The sequence below is a fragment of the Plantactinospora soyae genome (genome assembly GCF_014874095.1).
Lineage (GTDB): Bacteria > Actinomycetota > Actinomycetes > Mycobacteriales > Micromonosporaceae > Plantactinospora > Plantactinospora soyae.
The window spans coordinates 265,100-283,848 of the sequence record NZ_JADBEB010000001.1 but is presented as its reverse complement, the minus strand read 5'-3'; the positions used below and the strand labels follow the sequence as shown (position 1 = coordinate 283,848).

Here is an 18,749-nt window from a genome sequence, read left to right as displayed (position 1 = left end):
GCGGGCGAGGGCGGGCGCGAGCACAACCGTACGCGCGTCTTTTACCCTATTGATCCAGACGCGGCGCCCGACCGCACGGTTGCGTCGTCGCCCGACATCGACATGACTGTTGCGTCACACCCGGCGCCCCACCAGCCCGCCGACCCCGTTGTCCGGCCGGCGGGCGGCGGCAGCGGCCAGCCGCCGGCCGGACGACGGACGGTGCGCGGGATGGCGGCAGCGGGTTGTCGCCGTCCCGGCCGGACGACGGAGGGTTCGCGGGAGGTCAGCCCAGCGCCGTACCGGCCGCCGTCGACACCCGTCGGGCCTGGACCGAGCTGGCCAGGTCCGCCAGTACCTGCTCGGTTTCCGGCCAGCCGAGGCAGGCGTCGGTGACCGACTGCCCGTACACCAGGGGTCGGGTCGGGTCGAGGTCCTGCCGACCGGGCACCAGGAACGACTCCAGCATCACCCCGACGATGCCCCGCTGGCCGTCCGCCAACTGCCGGCCGACCTCGGTGGCGACCACCGGCTGGCGGCGGTGGTCCTTGCCGCTGTTGTCGTGGCTCGCGTCGATCACCAGCCGCTCGGGCAGCCCGGCCGCCCGGAGCAGGGCCAGCGACTCCGCCACCGAGTCGGCGTCGTAGTTCGGCTCGCCCCGGCCGCCACGCAGGACCAGGTGGCAGTCCGCGTTGCCCCGGGTGTGCATGATGGCCGGCGCCCCGGAGAAGTCGATACCGGGAAACACGTGCGGCACCCCGGAGGCCCGGATCGCGTCGACCGCCGTACCCACGCTGCCGTCCGGGCGGTTCTTCATCCCGATCGGCATGGAGAGGCCGGACGAGAGCTGGCGGTGCACCTGGCTCTCCACCGTACGGGCGCCGATCGCACCCCAGGCGACCGTGTCGGCGATGTACTGCGGGGTGATCGGGTCCAGGAACTCACAGCCGACCGGCAGGCCGAGCCGGAGCACGTCCAGCAGCAGCGCGCGGGCGGCCTTCAGCCCGGCGTTCACGTCGCCCGAACCGTCCAGCCCGGGATCGTTGATCAGGCCCTTCCAGCCGACGGTCGAACGGGGTTTCTCGAAGTAGACCCGCATCACGACCAGCAGATCGTCGGCGTGCCGGTCCGCCGCCACCCGCAGCCGCTCGGCGTACTCGAGTGCCGCCGCCGGATCATGGACGGAGCAGGGGCCGACCACGACGAGAAGCCGATCATCCTCCCGGTCCAGTACCCGGGCGACGGATCGTCGACCGTCGAGCACGGCCGTGGTCAGCGCTTCCTCGAGCGGCAGTTCGTGGTTGAGCAGGGCCGGTGTGGTCAGCGGCACGACCCGGTCGATGCGCTGGTCGCTTACCCGACCCATTCCGGTGGTGGTCATCGTCGAGGCTCCCTCTCTGCCGACCGCCACCCCGGGGCCGGCGCCCGGGAGCCGAGCCGGCTGTTTCCACGAAAAAAGCAGGGACGATGTCCCTGCTTCAGCCGGCTCTGCTGGATCTTGGTGACGTCAGGTCATGGCCGAGTCACCGGCTCCGAAGCCGGCTGACTAAACCATCGATACGAGCGCGTCACGCAGAGAACCATACCCGACGCCGGGCCGGACCGGATGCCGCTGCCCATTTCCTGGTACGCCCGCAAACCCGGACCAGGCGGGGTCAGCGACCCGGGTTCCGGGCGGCGATCGCGGCGTTCAGCCCGGTGGCGAAGCCGGTCCAGCCGAGGTACGGCAGCAGGGCCACCCCGGCCATCCGGTCGGCCCGCCAGGCCCGGCGCAGCAGGAGCACGTTGGCCGCGTTCAGCATGATCAGCTCGGCCAGGGCGAGCCGTGGTCGGCGGGCCCGGAAGATCGAGTGCGTTCCAGCCTGCGTTCAGGGCGAGATTGAGCCCGTACGTGCGCCGGAACCGGCTGCGCTGTTCATCCCAATCTCGTACCCGATCGGGCGCCGGTCATCCCTCGACGGTGTGCCCGGAGCGGGCGGGGCGAGTGGGTCGGCGGGGTCAGCCGGTCGGGATCTGCTTCGCGAAGTCGACGAAGGCTCGCCAGGGGGTGGGGGCGAACGTCAATGTGCCACCGTCGCGGTCCTTGGTGTCGCGTACCAGAACGACGCCGGACAGGTTGCCGGCGACTTCCACGCACTCGCCGCCCGAGCCGTTGCTCCGGCGGGACTTGCGCCATTCGGCGCCGGACTGGTCAGTCATCGCTCATCTCCTTGCCGATCATCGCTATCAGGTCGGCCGACCGAGACAGATCGAGTGCCACCTCTTCGAGCGCCCGCCATGCCTTAGCGTACGTCGCAACTTCCGCCGGCTTGTCGAGGTAGAGAGCGCCCGTGAGTAGCTCGCTGTAGACAGTGGTGGGTTCGGGAGTCCTGATCCCGAGCGGGGGGAACTCCAGGATGATGAACTGCCCGCCGGTCAGGGCGAAGCTCGGCGCCACGGATCGCGGGACGACCCGGAAGCTCGCCACCCCGGCTGTCGCCTGGTCCTGGAGGTGGGCGAGTTGACGACCCATCCCGGGGGCCTGCCGGCGCAGCACGCCCTCGTCCACGATGACCTCCAGGCGCGGTGGCTCGGGCTTGTGCCGGGTCAGAATCTTCTGGCGTTCCATCCGGACCTCGACCAGCCGCCCGACCTCGCGGGGCGGGATGTCCGGGTGCGACCGCAGAAGGTGTTCGGCGTACTCCCTGGTCTGGAGCAACCCGGGCAGTGCGGCGGGCTGCCAGTGACGTAGGCGTGAGGCAGCCGCTTCCAGGCCGACGTACAGCTCGAACCAGGCCGGCAGGGTGTCGCCGTAGGCGTGCCACCACCCCTTCGCCTTGGTTTCGGCGGCGAGCTTCTTCAGCGCCTCGGTCATTTCGGCGGAGGTGCCGTAGAGCCGGCACATCGCCTCGACGTCCCGGGCCTTCACGGCGGCCTGGCCACCCTCGATCCGGTACATCGTGGAGCGCGACCATTCGAGGTCGGAGCCGGCGGCCTCCAGGGAGAGCCCGGCCTGTTCGCGAGCCTGCCGCAGGATTCGGCCGAGTTGCCTGCGCGGTATGGACGACCCCGCATCCGTCATCGCCGGACCTCCTGTCTCAAATTGAAGCAATCAGTCGACCGAATCTGGGACTGTTTCCGATGAATAGTGAAAAAGGAACGACTAGCGAGGGATGCATCAGCTTAGACCGTTGCATGTCTGTTGTGGGGGCACCGAGAGTGGCAGCAGCAGGACTGCTCGGTGACCGCCAAGCGCCCGGGTGGAACTCGCATCGGGAGCCGGTCCCAACTCCGCTGGGATCGGCTCCCGCCAACTACCCGAGGAGGCATGTGATGAGGAGGCTCTACCGGTTGTTGATCGACTTCCTGGTCGGCACACGGTTGCGGCATCGGCGGGACTGGCGCCGCCTCTGGCGCTACTGCCGGTGCGGCTTCCGCTGGCGGTGCCCGGACTCGATCGAACTGCTCCCGATGCCGTACGCGCCGAAGGTGCCGCCGCTCACCCCGGCCACGTACCAGGCGGCCGTCCGCGCCTCGGCACCCATGGTCGTAACGGCGGACAGTCCGCCGCCGGCTCGGGTCCGAGCGCGTAACGTTCGCGATCCACTGTGGAACTCGGCGTCGGGGCGACACCAGATCGGCCGGGCCGGTGCGTTGACAGCCGGGCAGGCCGCGCGGGCAGGCCGAGCCGAGGAAGCCCGACCGGCGCCGAGATGATCGGCCGCGAGGAGCGTTGGCGGCGGCACGTGCCGGTGCGTCCCTCCTACCGGTGCCGGGCCTGCGGCCTCGACTGGCCGTGCCCGGACGGGCGGCTGGCGCTGCTGATCGGCTTCCGAGGTAGTCGGGTGGGCCTGATGGTGTACCTCGGTAGCCACCTTGCCCGCGCCCTGCAAGAGCTGCCCGAGGTACCCCCCACGCTGCTCGTCGGCCGGTTCCTCCACTGGGTACCCCGCCGCCGCTGACTGACCTCCCTCATCACCCGATGCCTGCCCCGAGCTGCCGACCTCCCCGTGGTCATGGCAGCTCGGGGCAGGTTCCTGCGGTATCGCCGAGATCTGGCGTGCCGGCGCATCGACCATGACGGGCAGCGCTCGAGGCTTTTTCCGCTGACCGAGGTCCGCTACCGCCGTCATTTCGACGGGTCGACGGACTCCGGCGAGGCGGGACGGACGGCGGCGTGCGAAGACACGGCGCCAGAGAAGTGGGCGTTGAAATGATCGGCCGTGGGCGGACACGTATCTGGTGACAACCGCCCTCCGAGACCCGGGAGCCACGCCTTGGCACGAGCACCTTCCAGCGCCACTCGGTTCGAAGACCTCTATCGCAGTTGCTATCAGGACCTGCTTGGATACGCGTTGCGCCGGGTGGACCGGCCGCAGGACGCCGCCGATGTTGTCGCCGACACGTTTCTCGTGGCGTGGCGGCGGATCGATGAGATTCCCCCTGATCGGGCTCGCCCGTGGCTGTTCGGGGTGGCCCGCAACGTGATGGCCAACCAGCATCGGGCGGATCGTCGGCGGGCCGACCTGGCGGAGCGGCTGCGGCAGGAGCTGTCGCAGGCGACAGTGGTGCAGCCGGACGTTCCGGCGTCGCTCGGGGCGGCGTTCGCCGCCCTGACGGAGGGTGATCGGGAGGTGTTGCGGCTCGTTGCCTGGGAAGGCCTGAGCGCCGAGGACCTCGCCGTCACGCTCGACTGCTCCGTCAACGCGGCCCGTATCCGGTTGCACCGGGCCCGTAAGCGTCTTGCCGACGCGCTCACCCTGACCGCTGTCACCACGCCGCTGAGGAGTTCCGATGCATGACGTCGACGAAAAGCAGGACGACCTGATCCGTCTGCTTGCCCCTACCGTTCACCTGCGGACCAGCCCGGACGAGACCCTTATGCACGGCATCATGGCCACCGCGGGCCGGCCCGCGCGGGTCCGCACCCGACAGCGTGGGCTCGTCGCCGTCGCGGTCGTCGCCGGGCTTGCCGCGGCCGCCTTCGCCGTCTTCGCTGCGTTGCCGTCCTCGTCACCCGTCGGCGGACCGCCGCCAGCCTACGCATTGTCGATCACCGAGAACGCCGGGTACCTGGTCATCACGATCAAGGATCCGGCCGCGGACCCAGCCCGGTACGAGGCTGAGCTCAAGCGTCGCGGCTTGGACATCAAGATCACCCTTGCCCCGGTCCAGCCGGAGGACGTCGGCAAAGTCGTCTTCGAGGAGGTCGGCGAGTCCGGAAAGCTGTCCTACATCGAAGACCCCGGCCACTGCACATCCAACGGCTCCTGCACCGTCGGCGTCAAGGTTCCGCTCGACTTCAAGACGTACGCCCGGATCACGTTCGGCCGCACTCCACTGCCGGGCGAGCAAGACGAGGTCGGCACCCCGTCCGGCGGCGACGCCGAGACCGACGCGCTGCGCGGCAAGACCGTCGCCGAGGTCCGCAAGATCGTCGCAGCGCAGGGCAAAACTCTCCTGTACCGCGTCGGCTGGAAGTCTCTGGACGCCCCGGCCGACCAGGTCCCCGGGACGTGGAAGATCTACGACGCCGCCTACGGCACGAACAACAGCATCGTCATCTGGGCGTCCCCGGACGGCACCGCACCCTCCCCGCCCGCCAACTGCCACCGTGGCGCTGGCTGGGTCCTCGGCCAATGCGGTGGCGCCGGCGAAGGCAACTGACGCACCCGGGAGGCCGGACCGTCCGTCCGGCCTCCCCGGCAACTGACGCTGCCTGGCGAGCGACTGCCATGGCCGTGACGGATACCCGACCGAGGACGCAACCGGATCTCGACCCGGAACAAGAGAAACGCTCGGCTGGGACAGCCCAGCCGAGCGCCTCGCTAAAGTCCTAGCCGTCACCGGCTAACCACCGTGTTGCAACGACCCCTAGAACCACCACGTACCCGACGGGGAGAGGCCCTTCCCATAACTCACAGGACCAGGAGGGTCCCGCCGGTCAGGTTGATCTCCTGCGTGGTCAGCCCGGTCCAGTCGGTGGAGAGGAGTAGCCGGTCACCCTCGGTCAGGGTGACCCCGATGCCGTCCTTCCCACTGAGCAGGCCACGGTCGGTGCCGGTGACCCGGAGGGTGAGTCCGGTGGCCACCGTTACCGTGCGGCGGGGATCGGTGACGTCGTACAGGCCGGCCCGGGTACGCAGGTCCAGCCGGTCGGTGCCGCCGCTGGACCGTACGCCGAACGAGTCGAGGCCGACGCCGCGGATCTCGTACTTCCGGCCCTCGGAGCGGAACGACAGGGTCGCCGTACCGGTGCCGCCGAGTGGGGTCTGCGCGACGAGCACCGTGAAGTCGGCCCGGGACTTCGGATCCACCGGGTACGCCCCGGCGGACCGGGTCGGGGTCACCGAACCGCCGCCGAGCACCACCCGGGTGTCCGGCCGGGCCACCTCGACCCGGGCCGAGGTGCTGCCCGCGTAGTTGCCGCCGAGCGTGACGGTGACGTCGTGGCCGCCGGTCGGCAGGGTCGCCGTACAGCTGGCCACGGCGGCGAAGTCGGGCGTACCGAGCGGGGCCGGCACGTCCGTGCAGAGCGTGCGACTGCCGGCCGCGAAGGTCACCGTCGCGGTGCCGACGTCACCCGGCCACGGTTCGGGCCCGGTGTACGGCGAGACCTCCCGGAGGGTGGCCTGGAGCAGGACGGGCGTGCCGGCGGCGGTCTTGCCGGACGTCAGGCTGTCGCCGGTGTACGTCACCTCGGCCTGCTCCGGCACGACCCGGATCAGGAACGAGACGGTCCCGGTCAGTCCGTCGGCGTCGGAGACGGTCACCGTCACCGGGTAGTCGCCAGGGGTCGCCCGGTTGTTCCCGACGATGCCCCAGACGGCGGTACCGGGGGCCGTGTCCGGTTCGTCCGGTGCCTTGCCGCCGCCCAGGACCAGGCCGGTGGGAAGCCCGGTGGCGGTCGCGGTGAGCCCGGCCGCGGTGCCGTCCGGGTCGGTCGCCCGGACCTGGACCTCCGGTACCACGGGGTCGCTGTACTGGACCGTCACGACCTGGGCCGGTGGGTCGAGGGTGACCTCCGGCCCGGCCCGGAGCGCGAAGTCGGCGTCGTTCAGGTCGAAGAAGACGTTGCCGACCGCCTCCACCTTGATCCGGGCCGCCTTCGCGCCGACGTTCGGCAGGCTCACCGTCTCGGTGCCGTCGTTGGCGGTCCGTTCGGCCAGCACGTGCGGGAAGGTGTTTCCGCCGTCGACGGAGAGCGAGATCTTCACCTCGCTGACGCCGATCGGTGCGGCGTCGGTGCCGGCCACGTCCCAGCTCACCGGTAGCGCGGTGCCGCCGGTGACGGCCTCGCCGGAGGACTGCGAGGTGACCAGGAACGGGCCGGCGGCCGGGGCGAGGGTCAGTGCCGTGTCGGCGCTGCCGATGCCGCCGCCGCCGGGGCGGGCGTCCCGGGCGGTGAGCCGGAAGTGCAGGGTCCGGTCACCGGTGAAGCCGGTCCAGGCGGCGGTGGGCAGGAACTCCGAGTAGCAGTCGACGACCTCCGGCGGGACGTTGCTGGCTCCGCCGGTCGGCGGAACCGGCGGCGCGGCCGGGCAGGTCCCGGTCCTGGCGTTGGTGTTGTTCCTCGCGATCTGCACCAGGTCGGGGAAGACCCGGGTGGGGTTGGTGGTCACCGCGTTCAACCCGGGGGAGTGGTACTCCAGGGTGTCGGTCGGGCTGACGATCGCCGCCGTGCCGAACTGGCGGAACAGCGGACCGTTGACCTTGCTGTTGCTGACCAGCGCGGTTCCGGCGGCGGCCCCTCGGTCGTTCTGCTCCCACAGGTACGTCAGCGTGTCGCCGTCCGCGTCGGTGGCGCCACCGGTCAGCGCGAACGGCGTACGGACCGGGATGGTGTACGCGGCCGGAACGGTGACCACCGGGGCGTGGTTGGCGGTCTCCTCGACCTTCCAGCCACCGTTGTCCACCGCGCCGCCCTTGGCCGTCTCGCCGACGAAGCCGGACGCGCCGGTGCCGGCGGTGACGGCGAGCGCGCCGACGTTGGTGGCCGCGACCGGTCCACTGGCGAAGGTGACCTGGAAACCGGTGTCGTCGAGTACTCCGGTGCCGCCGAACGCCGCGACGCCGACCATGGCGCCGGCCGGCCAGCCCGGGATCGCCTCGATGGCGGCCTTGATCCCACCGGTGGTGTAGTTGCCGCCCCGGACGATCGGCGCGGACTCCCCGCCCGCGTAGCTGATCGTGAACGAGTCACCGGCGGTGTCGAAGTCGCGCAGCGAGACGTTCTGCACCTCGTTGATCGCGGGACGGTTCGACGTGATGTAACTGGTGATCTCGGTGTAGCTGCGCTGCGACCAGTACGGGTCGCTGTGCGGTTGCAGGTTGTCCTGCTGACAGATCCCGGCGTACGCCATGATCGACGAACCGCTGCCCGGCTCGTACGAGTTGGCGGCGCTGCGGTTTCCGCCGGAGCAGTTCCACTGGGTGCCGTTGAAGGTGTGGTTGCCGGCGAACTGGTGCCCGATCTCGTGCGCCACGTAGTCGACGGCGAAGAAGTCACCGACCGGGGTCGGCAGGCCGGTGCAGCCGCGTGCCTTGTTGGCCCCGCCGACCACGCCCAGCCCGGCGATCCCGCCGCCGTTGACGCCGAGGCCGATGTGCCCGACGTCGTAGTTTCCGGCGCCGACGAGCTGGCCGAGCACGATCTGGTTGCGGCTCAGCGTGCCGCTGCCGCAGGAGGTGAGCTGTGCCGCCGTGTAACAGGGGGCGATACCGCACGGGCCGTTCGCGCCGATCGCCTCGGCCGAGGTGTTCAGGTTGGTCTTGTCGGTCTCGTCGACCAGTACCAGCCGGATCGCGGTCTCGTCCTCGTAGATCTGGGTGACCCGGTTCACCAACGTCACCTTGGCCGCGGTGACGTTCTCCGGGCCGAAGTAGGTGGCGTAGGACGGGTCGGTCACCAGGGCGAGCCGGTACGTCCGCAGTTGGACGTCTCCGCCGGCCGTGGTCGACGGGGCGGACCCGACGTCGTCGGCGAGCGCCTCGGCGGTACTGGCGACGTCCTCACGCTCCGCGAACGGGGCGTCCGGGTTGACGCTGTCCTTGACGTAGTAGCTGGCGTACCGGCTCTGGTCCTGCCGGCTGTACGGGTCGACGTACCAGACGCCGTGCTCGGAGCGGACCGAGGCGTGGAAGCCCAGCGGGGTGAGGTCGGCCCGGACCCTCGCGGTCGGATCGTCCAGCCCCTTGCCGGCGTACGTCCGGATCTCCGGGTGCCGGGCGGCGAGGCCGGGCGCCATCACCGGCGAGTCCACCAGCTCGAAGCGCTGGAATTCGCCGTCCGGAGTGGGCAGCGACACGACGAGCGCGTCGGCGTCGGCGGCCGCGATCCGTTCCTGTGGCGCCCGGTCCAGCGCCGAGGCCAGGCCGGCCCGGTCGAGGGTGTAACCGGTGTACCGGCTGGCCCGGATGTCGGTGGGACCGGCGGCCCTGGCGGCCGAGTTCTCGCCCAGCTTGGCCCAGTAGTTGCCGGACGGGGGTGCGGCGGCGGCGGGTGTGGGGGTGGTCAGCACCGGCAGTACGCCGGCTGCCAGCGCGGCGACCGCGATGGCGGCCAGGCGGCGGCGCGGCGCCACCCGGCCGCCCTCGGCGGCGGGTAACGAGGGAATGGTCAACTCTGTCTCCTTGGGACTGCTCCTGCGCGCCGGCCGATCTCGCGGGCGCGTCTCTGTCACCCAGGCAAACCATTGATCAATTGCGGGGGTCTGGCGAACGATATGCGCCCGGACGGGGCTGTGGATAGCCTCTTCGCCCCGCTGATCGCGGATCTGACACCGGCCACTGTGCCGACTCCCCGGGTCGGCGCGGCGACCTCCCGGGCCACCTGCCGAGATGGACGACGGTCGAGCCGGGCGGCCATGGGGATGACAACCGGCGCTCCGACCGGCGGGGTTACCCCCGGCGCGGACGGTCGATCGGATAGCGTCGTGCCCATGCCCGAGACCGGTTACCCCTGGCCGATCGAGACCGCCCGGCTGGACAACGGCCTGCGCGTGGTGGTCAGCGAGGACCGCAGCGCCTCCGTCGTCGCGGTCAACCTCTGGTACGACGTCGGCTCACGGCACGAACCCGAGGGCCAGACGGGATTCGCCCACCTGTTCGAGCACCTGATGTTCGAGGGCTCGGTCAACGTGGCCAAGACCGAGCACATGCGGTTGGTCCAGGGGTCCGGCGGGTCGCTGAACGCCACCACCAACCCGGACCGGACCAACTACTTCGAGACGCTGCCGTCCGAGCACCTGGCCCTCGCCATCTGGCTGGAGGCGGACCGGATGGGTGGCCTGGTGCCGGCGCTGACCCAGGAGACGCTGGACAACCAGCGCGAGGTGGTGAAGAACGAGCGGCGCCAGCGGTACGAGAACGTGCCGTACGGCGACGCGTGGCTCCGGCTGCTTCCGCTGCTCTATCCACCGGGGCATCCGTACCACCACGCGACCATCGGTTCGATGGCCGATCTGGACGCCGCCGACCTGGCCACCTTCCAGGCGTTCCACACCACCTACTACGCGCCGAACAACGCGGTGCTGACCGTGGTCGGGGACGCCTCGCCCCAGGAGGTGTTCGGGCTGGCCGAGCGGTACTTCGGCGGTCTGCCGCCCCGGCCGGACATCCCGGCGGCACCGGACGGGCGGGTGGTGCCGGCGACCGGCGTACCGGTCCGCGAGACCGTGACCACCGACGTACCGGCGCCGAGGGTCTACCTGGCGCACCGGACCCATCCGTTCGGCGGCCCGGGCTACGACGCGGTGACCGTACTGGCCACGATCCTGGGCAGCGGCCGGGGCAGCCGGCTCTACCAACGGCTCGCCGACGGCGCGCGGCTCGTCCAGCCGGACAGCATCAGCGCGTTCGGGATCGACCTGGCGCACGCGCCCGCGCCGTTGATCGTCACCGCCACCGCCCGGGACGGTGTCACCGCCGAGCAGGTGGAGGCGGGACTGACCGAGGTGCTGGACGAGGTCGCCGACGGGGTGGCCGACGCCGAGCTGGACCGGGCCCGGGCGCTGCTCACCACCGCCTGGTGGCGGCAGCTCGCCTCGGTCGACGGCCGGGCCGACATTCTCGGCCGGCACGCCACCCAGCTCGGTGACCCGGGCCGGGCCGGGGACCGGCTGTCGGGCTGGCTCGCGGTCACCGCCGACCAGGTGACCCAGTTGGCCGCCGAGCTGCTCGGTCCCGAGGACCGGGCGACCCTGACCTACCTGCCGGAGAAAGAGGGAACGGCGTGAGCGAGCAGCGCGACGGAAGTCCGGTCCTGGTCACCGAGCGGCCGCCGACCGGGATCGCCCGGCCGTTCCTCTTCCCACGGGTTGTCCGGCGGGCCGTGGCCGGCGGGAACGTGGTCGCCGCCCACCTGCCCGGGCAGAATCTCGCCGTCGCGGCGCTGCTGCTCGAAGCGGGCGCCGGACGGGAGCCGCTCGGCCGGGAGGGACTGTCCGGTGTGGTGGCGAAGGCGCTGGAGGAGGGGACTACCCGACGCGACTCCACGGCCTACGCGCTGGCGTTGGAGGGTCTGGGCACCGAACTCGCCATCGCCGCGGACTGGGACGTCTTCCAGGTCAGCGTCCAGGTCTCGGTGGACCGGCTGCCGGCCGCGGTGGAGATGCTGACGGAGGCCGTCCGGACCCCACGGTTCGATCCGGCCGACGTCATCCGGGTACGCGACGACGAGGTCACCGCGCTGCGGATGTACTGGGCCAACCCGGGGCCACGGGCCGACGCGGCGCTCCGCGCCGACCTGTTCGGGGCCGATCAGCGGTTCGGCCGGCCGATGGACGGTGACCCCGAGTCGGTCGCCGCGATCACCGTGGACGACGTGACCGGTTACCAGGCCGACTGGCTGACCCGACCGGGCACCCTGCTCGTCGTCGGCGACCTCGACCGGATCGATCTCGACGTGCTCGGTACGACGGCGTTCGCCGGCACCTCCGGGGTGGCTGAGCCGGCCGGTGGCACCCTCGCCGTGCAGGTACCCGCGCAGCGGCGGATCATCCTGGTCGACCGGCCCGGCTCGGTGCAGTCCACCCTGCGGCTCGGGCACGTCGGACCGCACCGGGGGCACCCTGACTACGTACCGATGACGCTCGCCGCCACGGTTCTCGGCGGTGCGTTCACCTCGCGACTGAACCACCTGATCCGCGAGGTACGCGGCTACACGTACGGGATCAGGTCCGAGTTCGGTCACTCGCGGCGGTTCGGGCGGTTCGTGGTCAGCTCCGGGGTGCAGACCGCGGTGACCGCGCCGGCCCTGGTGGACGCGGTCGGCGAGATCACCCGTACCCAGGACGGCGGAGTGACCGAGGCGGAGCTGGCGGTCGCCCGCGCATGGCGGGCCGGGCAGCTCTCGGTGGACCTGCAGACTCCCCGGGCCATCGCCAACGCCCTGGCCACGCTGGTGGTGCACGACCTGCCGGACGACTACCACGCGACGTTGCACGAGCAGTTCCTGTCGGCCGAGGAGCCGGAGGTGTCGGCGGCGGCCGCGACGCATCTGCATCCGCAGGGGCTGACTTTGGTGATCGAGGGCGACGCGGCGATGATCCGGGACGAGTTGACCGCCACCGGTCTCGGCGAGGTCGTCGACGCTCCCCGCTGACCGATCGCGCGGATCGGCAGGGACGGTGGCCGGTACCCGGGAATCTCGTTGCGGGACGGTCCGGGAGGCTGGGTAGCCTCGCGGGTATGAGGATCGGCATTGTGGGGGCCACCGGCCAGGTCGGTGGCGTGATGCGGCAGATACTTGCCGAGCGCCAGTTTCCGGTCGAGCGGCTCCGGCTGTTCGCCTCGGCGCGGTCGGCGGGTCGGGCGCTGCCGTGGCGGGACGGCGAGGTCGTGGTGGAGGACGCCGAGACCGCTGACTACGGCGACCTGGACATCGCGCTCTTCTCGGCTGGAAAGGGCACGAGCCGGGACCTCGCCCCCCGGGTCGCCGCGGCCGGCGCCGTGGTGATCGACAACTCGTCGGCCTGGCGGATGGACCCCGAGGTGCCGCTGGTGGTCGCCGAGGTCAACCCGCACGCGGCGGCCGTACGTCCCCGGGGCATCATCGCCAACCCCAACTGCACCACGATGGCCGCGATGCCGGTGCTGCGGCCGTTGCACGCCGAGGCCGGACTGGTCGGCATGGTGGTGACGACCTATCAGGCGGTGTCCGGGTCCGGCCTGGCCGGGGTGGCCGAGCTGGACGAGCAGGTCCGCAAGGTGGCCGACGGCGCCAGCGCGCTCGCCTTCGACGGCCGGGCGGTGGAGTTCCCCGCCCCCCGGGTGTACACCGCACCGATCGCCTTCAACGTCCTTCCGCTGGCCGGGTCGATCGTCGACGACGGCTCGGGCGAGACCGACGAGGAACAGAAGCTCCGCAACGAGAGCCGCAAGATCCTGGAGATTCCGGATCTGCGGGTCTCCGGGACCTGTGTCCGGGTGCCGGTGTTCACCGGGCACTCGTTGCAGGTCAACGCCCGGTTCGCCCGGTCGGTGAGCCCGGAGCGGGCCCGTGAGCTGTGGGCCGGGGCGCCGGGGGTGGCGCTGGCGGACGTACCGACCCCGCTGCTGGCGGCCGGCCAGGATCCGACGTACGTCGGCCGGGTCCGCGCCGACGAGACGGTGGAACACGGGCTGTCGTTCTTCTGCTCCAACGACAATCTCCGCAAGGGGGCGGCGCTGAACGCGGTACAGATCGCCGAACTGGTGGCCGGCGAGCTTCGGCGGTAGGCCGTGGGCGGTGGGCGGGATCGGGGAACGGTGCGACTCAGCGGGCTCCGGCGTACTCGATGATGGCCTCGGCGGCGTTGGCCGGGCCGTCGATGCCGGCGTAGCGGTCCCGGATGCGTTCCGCCGCCTTGCGGTATCGCTGATCGGCCAGCATCGCGCGGGCGGTGTCGGCGAGTTCGGCGGTGCCGGCGTGCCGCAGCGCCACCCGGCGTGCCGCGCCGAGGCGCTCGACCAGGCTGATGTTGAGTTCCTGTTCGAGTTGGAGCGGCAGGCCGAGCAGCGGGGTGCCGCCGGCCATCGCGGTCTGCACGCTGCCCTGCCCACCTGCGGTGATCGCGAGATCCACCCGGGGCATGATCAGGTGGCTGGGCAGCACGCCGCCGACCATGACCCGGGGGCCTTCGAGATCGCCGAGGTCGTGCACGGTCGCGGCGACCAGCACCCGGGCATCCAGCACGCCGAGGGCGCGGACCACCGCGCGGACCAGTTCGGCCGGGCTGGAGGTGATGGCCAGGTAGACCACCGGCCCGGGGCGGTTCAGGAACTGGTCCACCCGGGACGGCACCGGGATGTCGAGGTGGGCGAAGAGCGGGCCGGTGCAGCGCAGCCGGGTCTCCGGCCGGTAGCCCCGGCGGCCCGCCGGAGACCAGTCGGCGATCTCCGCCGCCGGTACGCCGAGCACCTCGGGCGCCTCGGTGACCAGGGTGAGATCGCCGAGCAGCAGCGCGGCCAGGCTCGGCACCGGCGGTAGGCCCAGTTCGGCGGCGACCCGGTTGAATCCGGCGCAGTAGAAGTTGACCCGGGGCGGGGCGGCGCCCAGCAGCCGCCGAACGACCGGGCCGGGCAGGAACCGGAGTGCCGGTACGACCGGCCGGGTCGGGACCGGGAGCAGGCCGCGTTCGAGGACCGGCGGTACCCAACTGGCGGAGTGCTCGGTGACCAGTCGGATTCCGGCCGCCCCGGTGGAGAGCACGGTGCTGAGGGTGAAGCCGGTGACCGCGACCGAGATCCGGTGTTCCCGGAAGTAGTCGACCTCGGCGCGGACGTACGCCCGGAGTTCGTCGTCGCTGTAGGCGCTCTGCCACACCGGTCCGGAGCTGGGCTGTTCGCGTACGAAGCGGGCACAGCGCTCGGCGCTCATCGGTGGACCGATCACGTCGTACGCGACTCCGGCCCGGGCGAGCACGCGTTCGTGGGTACCGCCGTGGGTGGCGACCCGGACCGGTACGCCCCGGGCGGTGAGCGCGCGATGGATCTCCAGCATCCGGGAGGTCTGGGACAGGTAGGCACAGTGCGGAAGCAGGCAGATCACGCCGATGCCCTCCGAGTTCTGCAATATATTGGGCTTCTCTGGATGAGTAATATATTGCCCATGTCATCGTCGGGGAAGCCCCTGTTCGACGTCGGAGCCGGCAGCACGGATCTGGAGCCGCCGGTCCGGGCGTTCCGGCTGGTGCTGCTGCTCGGCCAGCGACTGCGCTACCTGATGGACGAGCGGCTCCGCCCCGACGGGCTCACCACCCAACAGGCCGCGCTGCTCACCGCCGTCCTCGCGCTCGGCCGACCGACCCTGACCGAGGCGGCCGCCGCACTGGGCAGCACCCATCAGAACGTCGCCCAACTGGTCGCCGCGCTCACCCGCAAGGGCCTGCTCCGGGTGGAGTCCGATCCGGCCGACCGGCGCCGCCGTCGACTCGTCGCCACCGAGGCGAACGGGGAGTACTGGCGGAACCGGGACGACGGTGACCATGCGGCGGTCGCGGACTGGTTCGGCGCACTGCGTCCCGCCGAGATCGCCACCCTCTGCGACCTGGCCGAACGGGTACTCGCCGATCTCGCCGACCGGAGGCCGGCACCCGCTCCGACCGGTCCGGAGTAGGTTGGGGCGACCGTGCGCAGGAGGGTGGAGATGGTGGACGACGCTCTCCGCCTCTGGACGCTCTCCGCCTCCGGGCGGTCTTTACCTCTCGTTCGGGTTATCCCGATGTCAGCCGGGTAGACCGCGGCGGCCGACAGGAGAGGGAGGCAGGATGACGACCGTCGGAGAGTTCATGACGACCCGTCTGGTGACCATGGACGGCGGCGATACGCTCACCGCCGCCGCTCGGGTGATGCGGGACAGCGCCATCGGCGACGTGATCGTCACCAATGGGGACAGCGTGATCGGTATCGTCACCGACCGAGACATCACGGTCCGTGGGGTGGCCGAGGAGATGGACGCGTCCAACGCCACCCTCAACCAGATCCTGACCCAGGACGTGGTCACCGTGACGCAGTACGACGACGCGGTGGCGGCGGCCGACCTGATGCGGACGTACGGCGTACGGCGCCTACCGGTGGTCGAAGACGGCAAATTGATCGGCCTGGTGTCGTTGGGTGACCTCGCGGTCGAGCGGGAGCCGCAGTCCGTACTCGCCGACATCAGCGCGGACGAACCCAACAACTGACTCGGTCCCGGGCCCGGGTGACGCCGTCGGCGTTCCCGGGCCCGTCGCGTTCCTCGGCCACGGCGCCACCGCGTCGGGCGCGAGCCGGTCGATTTCACCCGCCCAGGGTGAGGCCGGAACACCTGTTGGTGAGGGACGCTCCGGACAGCAGGACCGGGCCCGACCGGGCCGGCGGGAGGAGGGCGGGGCAATGGATCCGACCACCGAGTTCTTCGAGGGGCTCAACCACCGGCCGCCCGACCCGCTGCTCGGCAAGATCCGTGGGACGGTGCGGTTCGAGTTGGAGCAGGGGCGTGAGGTCGAGACCTGGCTCCTGGTGCTGAGCGCGGGAAGCGTGAGCGCGACCCAGACCGACCGGTCGGCGGACTGCACGGTCCGGGCCGCCCGGGACGTCTTCAACGAGATCGCCAGCGGGCGGGCGAACCCGTTCGCCTCGCTGCTGCGCAACCGGCTCACCGTGGAGGGGAAGCTGACCTTGTACAGCTATCTGAACCACCTCGTACCCGGGCCGCCCGGCGCGCACGAGCCCCGGCACTGGGCACGGGATCGGGGGCGTCGATGAAGTCCCTGGTCAGCATCCTCGACGGAAACACCTTCGTGGTCAGCGACAGCCGGGGAGACATCGACCCGTCGCCGACCTTCCCGACCGGGCTGTTCTCGTTCGACACCCGGTTCCTGTCGAAGTGGGAGCTGACCGTCAACGGGGAACGGCTGAACGCCCTCTCCGTCGACGACCTCCAGTACTACGAGTCGCAGTTCTTCCTCGTACCGGGCGAACCGACGCACTACGTCGACGCGAAGCTCTCGATCATCCGGCACCGTACGGTCGGCGGCAGCTTCCTGGAGGAGTTGACCATCCTCAACCACGAGGACAAGCAGGTCGAGGTGATGGTCCGGCTGAACGTGGAGAGCGACTTCGCCGACCTGTTCGAGATCAAGGACGTGAAGGAGAAGGTCGGCTCCACCACCGCGATGGTGGAGGAGGGACGGCTGCGGCTCTGCTACCAGCGGGAGACCTTCCGCCGCGAATCGATCATCACCTCCACCGCGCCCGCCGAGTACGACGAGAACGGGCTGACCTTCGCGCTGCGGATCGAGGCGCACCAGCAGTGGGAGACGAAGCTGCGGGTGGAAACCCTGGTGGAGGGCGCCGGTGGCCGGGACATCCGGCTCAGCATCCAGCGCCACCGGAGCCGGACGAGCGACGAGATGCGCCAGGACCTGAATGACTGGATCGCCCGCGCACCGAAGCTCACCAGCGACAACGAACCGCTGACGGAGACGTACGAGCGCAGTCTGATCGACCTGGCCGCGTTGCGGTACTCGCCGCTGGCCACCTCGGACCGGCTGCCGGCCGCCGGTCTGCCCTGGTTCATGACCCTGTTCGGCCGGGACAGCCTGATCACCTGCCTCCAGTCCCTGCCGTTCACCCCGGAACTCGCCGCGCCGACGCTGCGGTATCTCGCGATGAGCCAGGGGATAACCCTCGACGACTTCCGGGACCGTGAGCCGGGGAAGATCATGCACGAGGTCCGGTACGGCGAGTCCACGGCGTTCGAGGAGCAGCCCCACTCGCCGTACTACGGCTCCGCCGACTCCACCGCGCTCTTCGTGATCCTGCTCGACGAGTACGAGCGCTGGACCGGGGACGTCGGGCTGGTCTCCGACCTGGAACACGAGGCACGGGCCGCGCTGGCCTGGATCGACCGGTACGGGGACCTGCTGGGCAACGGTTACGTCTGGTTCGAGCGGCGGAACCTGCGCAACGGCCTGGAGAACCAGTGCTGGAAGGACTCCTGGGACGCGATCTCGTACTCCGACGGACGGCTGCCGTCGTACCCCCGGGCGACCTGTGAGCTACAGGGCTACGCGTACGACGCGAAGATGCGCGGGGCCCGGCTGGCCCGGCTGGTGTGGAACGACCCGAACTACGCCGACCGGCTGGAGCGGGAGGCGGCGGGGCTCAAGGAGCGGTTCAACCGGGATTTCTGGGTAGCCGACGGCGGGTACTACGCGCTGGCCCTGGACACCGAGGGCGGCCAGGTGGACGCCCTCTCGTCGAACATGGGGCATCTGCTCTGGAGCGGGATCGTCGACGACGACAAGGCCGCGAGTGTGGCCGAGCACCTGCTCGGACCGCGGCTCTTCTCCGGCTGGGGGGTACGCACCCTGGCCCAGGGGGAGGGGCGCTACAACCCGATCGGCTACCACGTCGGCACGGTCTGGCCGTTCGACAACTCGTTGATCGCCTGGGGGCTGCGTCGGTACGGCTTCCGGCAGGAGTCCGGCCGGATCGCCGAGGCGATGGTCGACGCGGGACGGTACTTCGACGGGCGGCTGCCGGAGGCGTTCGCCGGCTACGACCGGGCGTTGACGAAGTATCCGGTGCAGTACCCGACGGCCTGTAGCCCGCAGGCCTGGTCGACCGGGACCCCGATGCTGCTGATCCGGACGCTGCTCGGCCTGGAGCCGCACGGTGAGCACCTGGTCGTCGACCCGGCGATGCCGGAGGGAATGGGCCGGATGGAACTGCTGGACATCCCGGGCCGGTGGGGCCTGATCGACGCCTTCGGCCGGGGCCGCGCCGAGCACACCGGCACGGCCCGGCGCTGGACGGACTGATCC

General features: G+C 71.0%; 17 protein-coding genes. 11 read left to right on the top strand and 6 right to left on the bottom strand.

The genetic code is table 11. The features are described 5' to 3' along the window. Positions 1-265 precede the first annotated feature (265 nt). From H4W31_RS01240 to H4W31_RS01225, 4 genes are all read right to left on the bottom strand, one after another. Positions 266-1,360 (bottom strand): 3-deoxy-7-phosphoheptulonate synthase, encoded by a 1,095-nt coding sequence (locus tag H4W31_RS01240; protein WP_192764948.1) that lies wholly within the window; start codon positions 1,358-1,360, stop codon positions 266-268. A 274-nt stretch (positions 1,361-1,634) separates the two neighbouring features. Next, complete coding sequence (locus H4W31_RS01235; protein WP_264084056.1) at positions 1,635-1,781, bottom strand: tryptophan-rich sensory protein; 147 nt, start codon at positions 1,779-1,781, stop codon at positions 1,635-1,637. Between the two features lie 196 nt (positions 1,782-1,977). Beyond that, a complete protein-coding gene (locus H4W31_RS01230; protein WP_192764947.1) occupies positions 1,978-2,178 on the bottom strand; it encodes a DUF397 domain-containing protein in 201 nt (66 codons plus the stop codon). Further along, positions 2,171-3,040, bottom strand: coding sequence for a helix-turn-helix domain-containing protein (locus H4W31_RS01225; RefSeq protein WP_192764946.1), 870 nt, complete (start codon positions 3,038-3,040; stop codon positions 2,171-2,173). Before H4W31_RS01225 ends, H4W31_RS01230 begins: the two co-directional genes overlap by 8 nt. Positions 3,041-3,291: 251 nt before the next feature. Between H4W31_RS01225 and H4W31_RS01220 the strand changes: the two genes are divergently transcribed. The 4 genes from H4W31_RS01220 to H4W31_RS01205 all read left to right on the top strand — a co-directional run bounded on the left by H4W31_RS01220 (position 3,292) and on the right by H4W31_RS01205 (position 5,625). Then, entirely contained in the window at positions 3,292-3,675 is a 384-nt protein-coding gene (locus tag H4W31_RS01220) for a hypothetical protein (RefSeq protein WP_192764945.1), read from the top strand. After that, positions 3,672-3,920, top strand: a complete 249-nt coding sequence (locus H4W31_RS01215; RefSeq protein ID WP_192764944.1) for a flavin reductase — start codon at positions 3,672-3,674, stop codon at positions 3,918-3,920. The genes H4W31_RS01220 and H4W31_RS01215 overlap by 4 nt, the downstream gene beginning before the upstream one ends. A gap of 261 nt (positions 3,921-4,181) precedes the next feature. Continuing rightward, positions 4,182-4,760 (top strand): RNA polymerase sigma factor, encoded by a 579-nt coding sequence (locus H4W31_RS01210; protein ID WP_404825550.1) that lies wholly within the window; start codon positions 4,182-4,184, stop codon positions 4,758-4,760. After that, positions 4,753-5,625: a hypothetical protein gene (locus H4W31_RS01205; RefSeq protein ID WP_192764942.1), complete on the top strand. Its 873-nt coding sequence runs from the start codon at positions 4,753-4,755 to the stop codon at positions 5,623-5,625. The genes H4W31_RS01210 and H4W31_RS01205 overlap by 8 nt, the downstream gene beginning before the upstream one ends. A 251-nt stretch (positions 5,626-5,876) precedes the next feature. Here the strand turns inward: H4W31_RS01205 and H4W31_RS01200 are convergent, their stop codons facing one another. After that, positions 5,877-9,581 carry a M12 family metallo-peptidase gene (locus H4W31_RS01200; protein ID WP_225945339.1) on the bottom strand — a complete coding sequence of 1,235 codons (3,705 nt, stop codon included), beginning with the start codon at positions 9,579-9,581 and terminating at the stop codon, positions 5,877-5,879. Positions 9,582-9,899: 318 nt separating this feature from the next. Between H4W31_RS01200 and H4W31_RS01195 the strand changes: the two genes are divergently transcribed. From H4W31_RS01195 to H4W31_RS01185, 3 genes are all read left to right on the top strand, one after another. Then, complete coding sequence (locus tag H4W31_RS01195; RefSeq protein ID WP_192764941.1) at positions 9,900-11,195, top strand: M16 family metallopeptidase; 1,296 nt, start codon at positions 9,900-9,902, stop codon at positions 11,193-11,195. A 26-nt stretch (positions 11,196-11,221) separates the two neighbouring features. Beyond that, entirely contained in the window at positions 11,222-12,562 is a 1,341-nt protein-coding gene (locus tag H4W31_RS01190) for a M16 family metallopeptidase (RefSeq protein ID WP_192771757.1), read from the top strand. 86 nt (positions 12,563-12,648) lie between these two features. Continuing rightward, positions 12,649-13,677, top strand: coding sequence for an aspartate-semialdehyde dehydrogenase (locus H4W31_RS01185; protein WP_192764940.1), 1,029 nt, complete (start codon positions 12,649-12,651; stop codon positions 13,675-13,677). 37 nt (positions 13,678-13,714) lie between these two features. Here H4W31_RS01185 and H4W31_RS01180 read toward each other — a convergent pair whose 3' ends face one another. Further along, positions 13,715-15,013: a glycosyltransferase gene (locus H4W31_RS01180; protein ID WP_192764939.1), complete on the bottom strand. Its 1,299-nt coding sequence runs from the start codon at positions 15,011-15,013 to the stop codon at positions 13,715-13,717. A 36-nt stretch (positions 15,014-15,049) separates the two neighbouring features. On the opposite strand from H4W31_RS01180, the gene H4W31_RS01175 reads away from it, so the two are divergent. From H4W31_RS01175 to H4W31_RS01160, 4 genes are all read left to right on the top strand, one after another. Then, positions 15,050-15,556, top strand: a complete 507-nt coding sequence (locus H4W31_RS01175) for a MarR family winged helix-turn-helix transcriptional regulator (RefSeq protein ID WP_192764938.1) — start codon at positions 15,050-15,052, stop codon at positions 15,554-15,556. 151 nt (positions 15,557-15,707) lie between these two features. Beyond that, positions 15,708-16,124: a CBS domain-containing protein gene (locus H4W31_RS01170; RefSeq protein ID WP_192764937.1), complete on the top strand. Its 417-nt coding sequence runs from the start codon at positions 15,708-15,710 to the stop codon at positions 16,122-16,124. Between the two features lie 190 nt (positions 16,125-16,314). After that, positions 16,315-16,686: an SCP2 sterol-binding domain-containing protein gene (locus tag H4W31_RS01165; protein WP_192764936.1), complete on the top strand. Its 372-nt coding sequence runs from the start codon at positions 16,315-16,317 to the stop codon at positions 16,684-16,686. Continuing rightward, positions 16,683-18,746: an amylo-alpha-1,6-glucosidase gene (locus H4W31_RS01160; protein WP_192764935.1), complete on the top strand. Its 2,064-nt coding sequence runs from the start codon at positions 16,683-16,685 to the stop codon at positions 18,744-18,746. Before H4W31_RS01165 ends, H4W31_RS01160 begins: the two co-directional genes overlap by 4 nt. The last annotated feature ends 3 nt before the right edge of the window (positions 18,747-18,749 follow it).

Coding starts and splice junctions, on each gene's coding strand:
- H4W31_RS01225 (WP_192764946.1), bottom strand. CDS start 3,040: ATGACGGATGCGGGGTCGTCCATACCGCGCAGGCAACTCGGCCGAATC.
- H4W31_RS01165 (WP_192764936.1), top strand. CDS start 16,315: ATGGATCCGACCACCGAGTTCTTCGAGGGGCTCAACCACCGGCCGCCC.
- H4W31_RS01220 (WP_192764945.1), top strand. CDS start 3,292: ATGAGGAGGCTCTACCGGTTGTTGATCGACTTCCTGGTCGGCACACGG.
- H4W31_RS01230 (WP_192764947.1), bottom strand. CDS start 2,178: ATGACTGACCAGTCCGGCGCCGAATGGCGCAAGTCCCGCCGGAGCAAC.
- H4W31_RS01170 (WP_192764937.1), top strand. CDS start 15,708: ATGACGACCGTCGGAGAGTTCATGACGACCCGTCTGGTGACCATGGAC.
- H4W31_RS01205 (WP_192764942.1), top strand. CDS start 4,753: ATGCATGACGTCGACGAAAAGCAGGACGACCTGATCCGTCTGCTTGCC.
- H4W31_RS01235 (WP_264084056.1), bottom strand. CDS start 1,781: ATGCTGAACGCGGCCAACGTGCTCCTGCTGCGCCGGGCCTGGCGGGCC.
- H4W31_RS01175 (WP_192764938.1), top strand. CDS start 15,050: ATGTCATCGTCGGGGAAGCCCCTGTTCGACGTCGGAGCCGGCAGCACG.
- H4W31_RS01185 (WP_192764940.1), top strand. CDS start 12,649: ATGAGGATCGGCATTGTGGGGGCCACCGGCCAGGTCGGTGGCGTGATG.
- H4W31_RS01215 (WP_192764944.1), top strand. CDS start 3,672: ATGATCGGCCGCGAGGAGCGTTGGCGGCGGCACGTGCCGGTGCGTCCC.
- H4W31_RS01160 (WP_192764935.1), top strand. CDS start 16,683: ATGAAGTCCCTGGTCAGCATCCTCGACGGAAACACCTTCGTGGTCAGC.
- H4W31_RS01195 (WP_192764941.1), top strand. CDS start 9,900: ATGCCCGAGACCGGTTACCCCTGGCCGATCGAGACCGCCCGGCTGGAC.
- H4W31_RS01240 (WP_192764948.1), bottom strand. CDS start 1,360: ATGACCACCACCGGAATGGGTCGGGTAAGCGACCAGCGCATCGACCGG.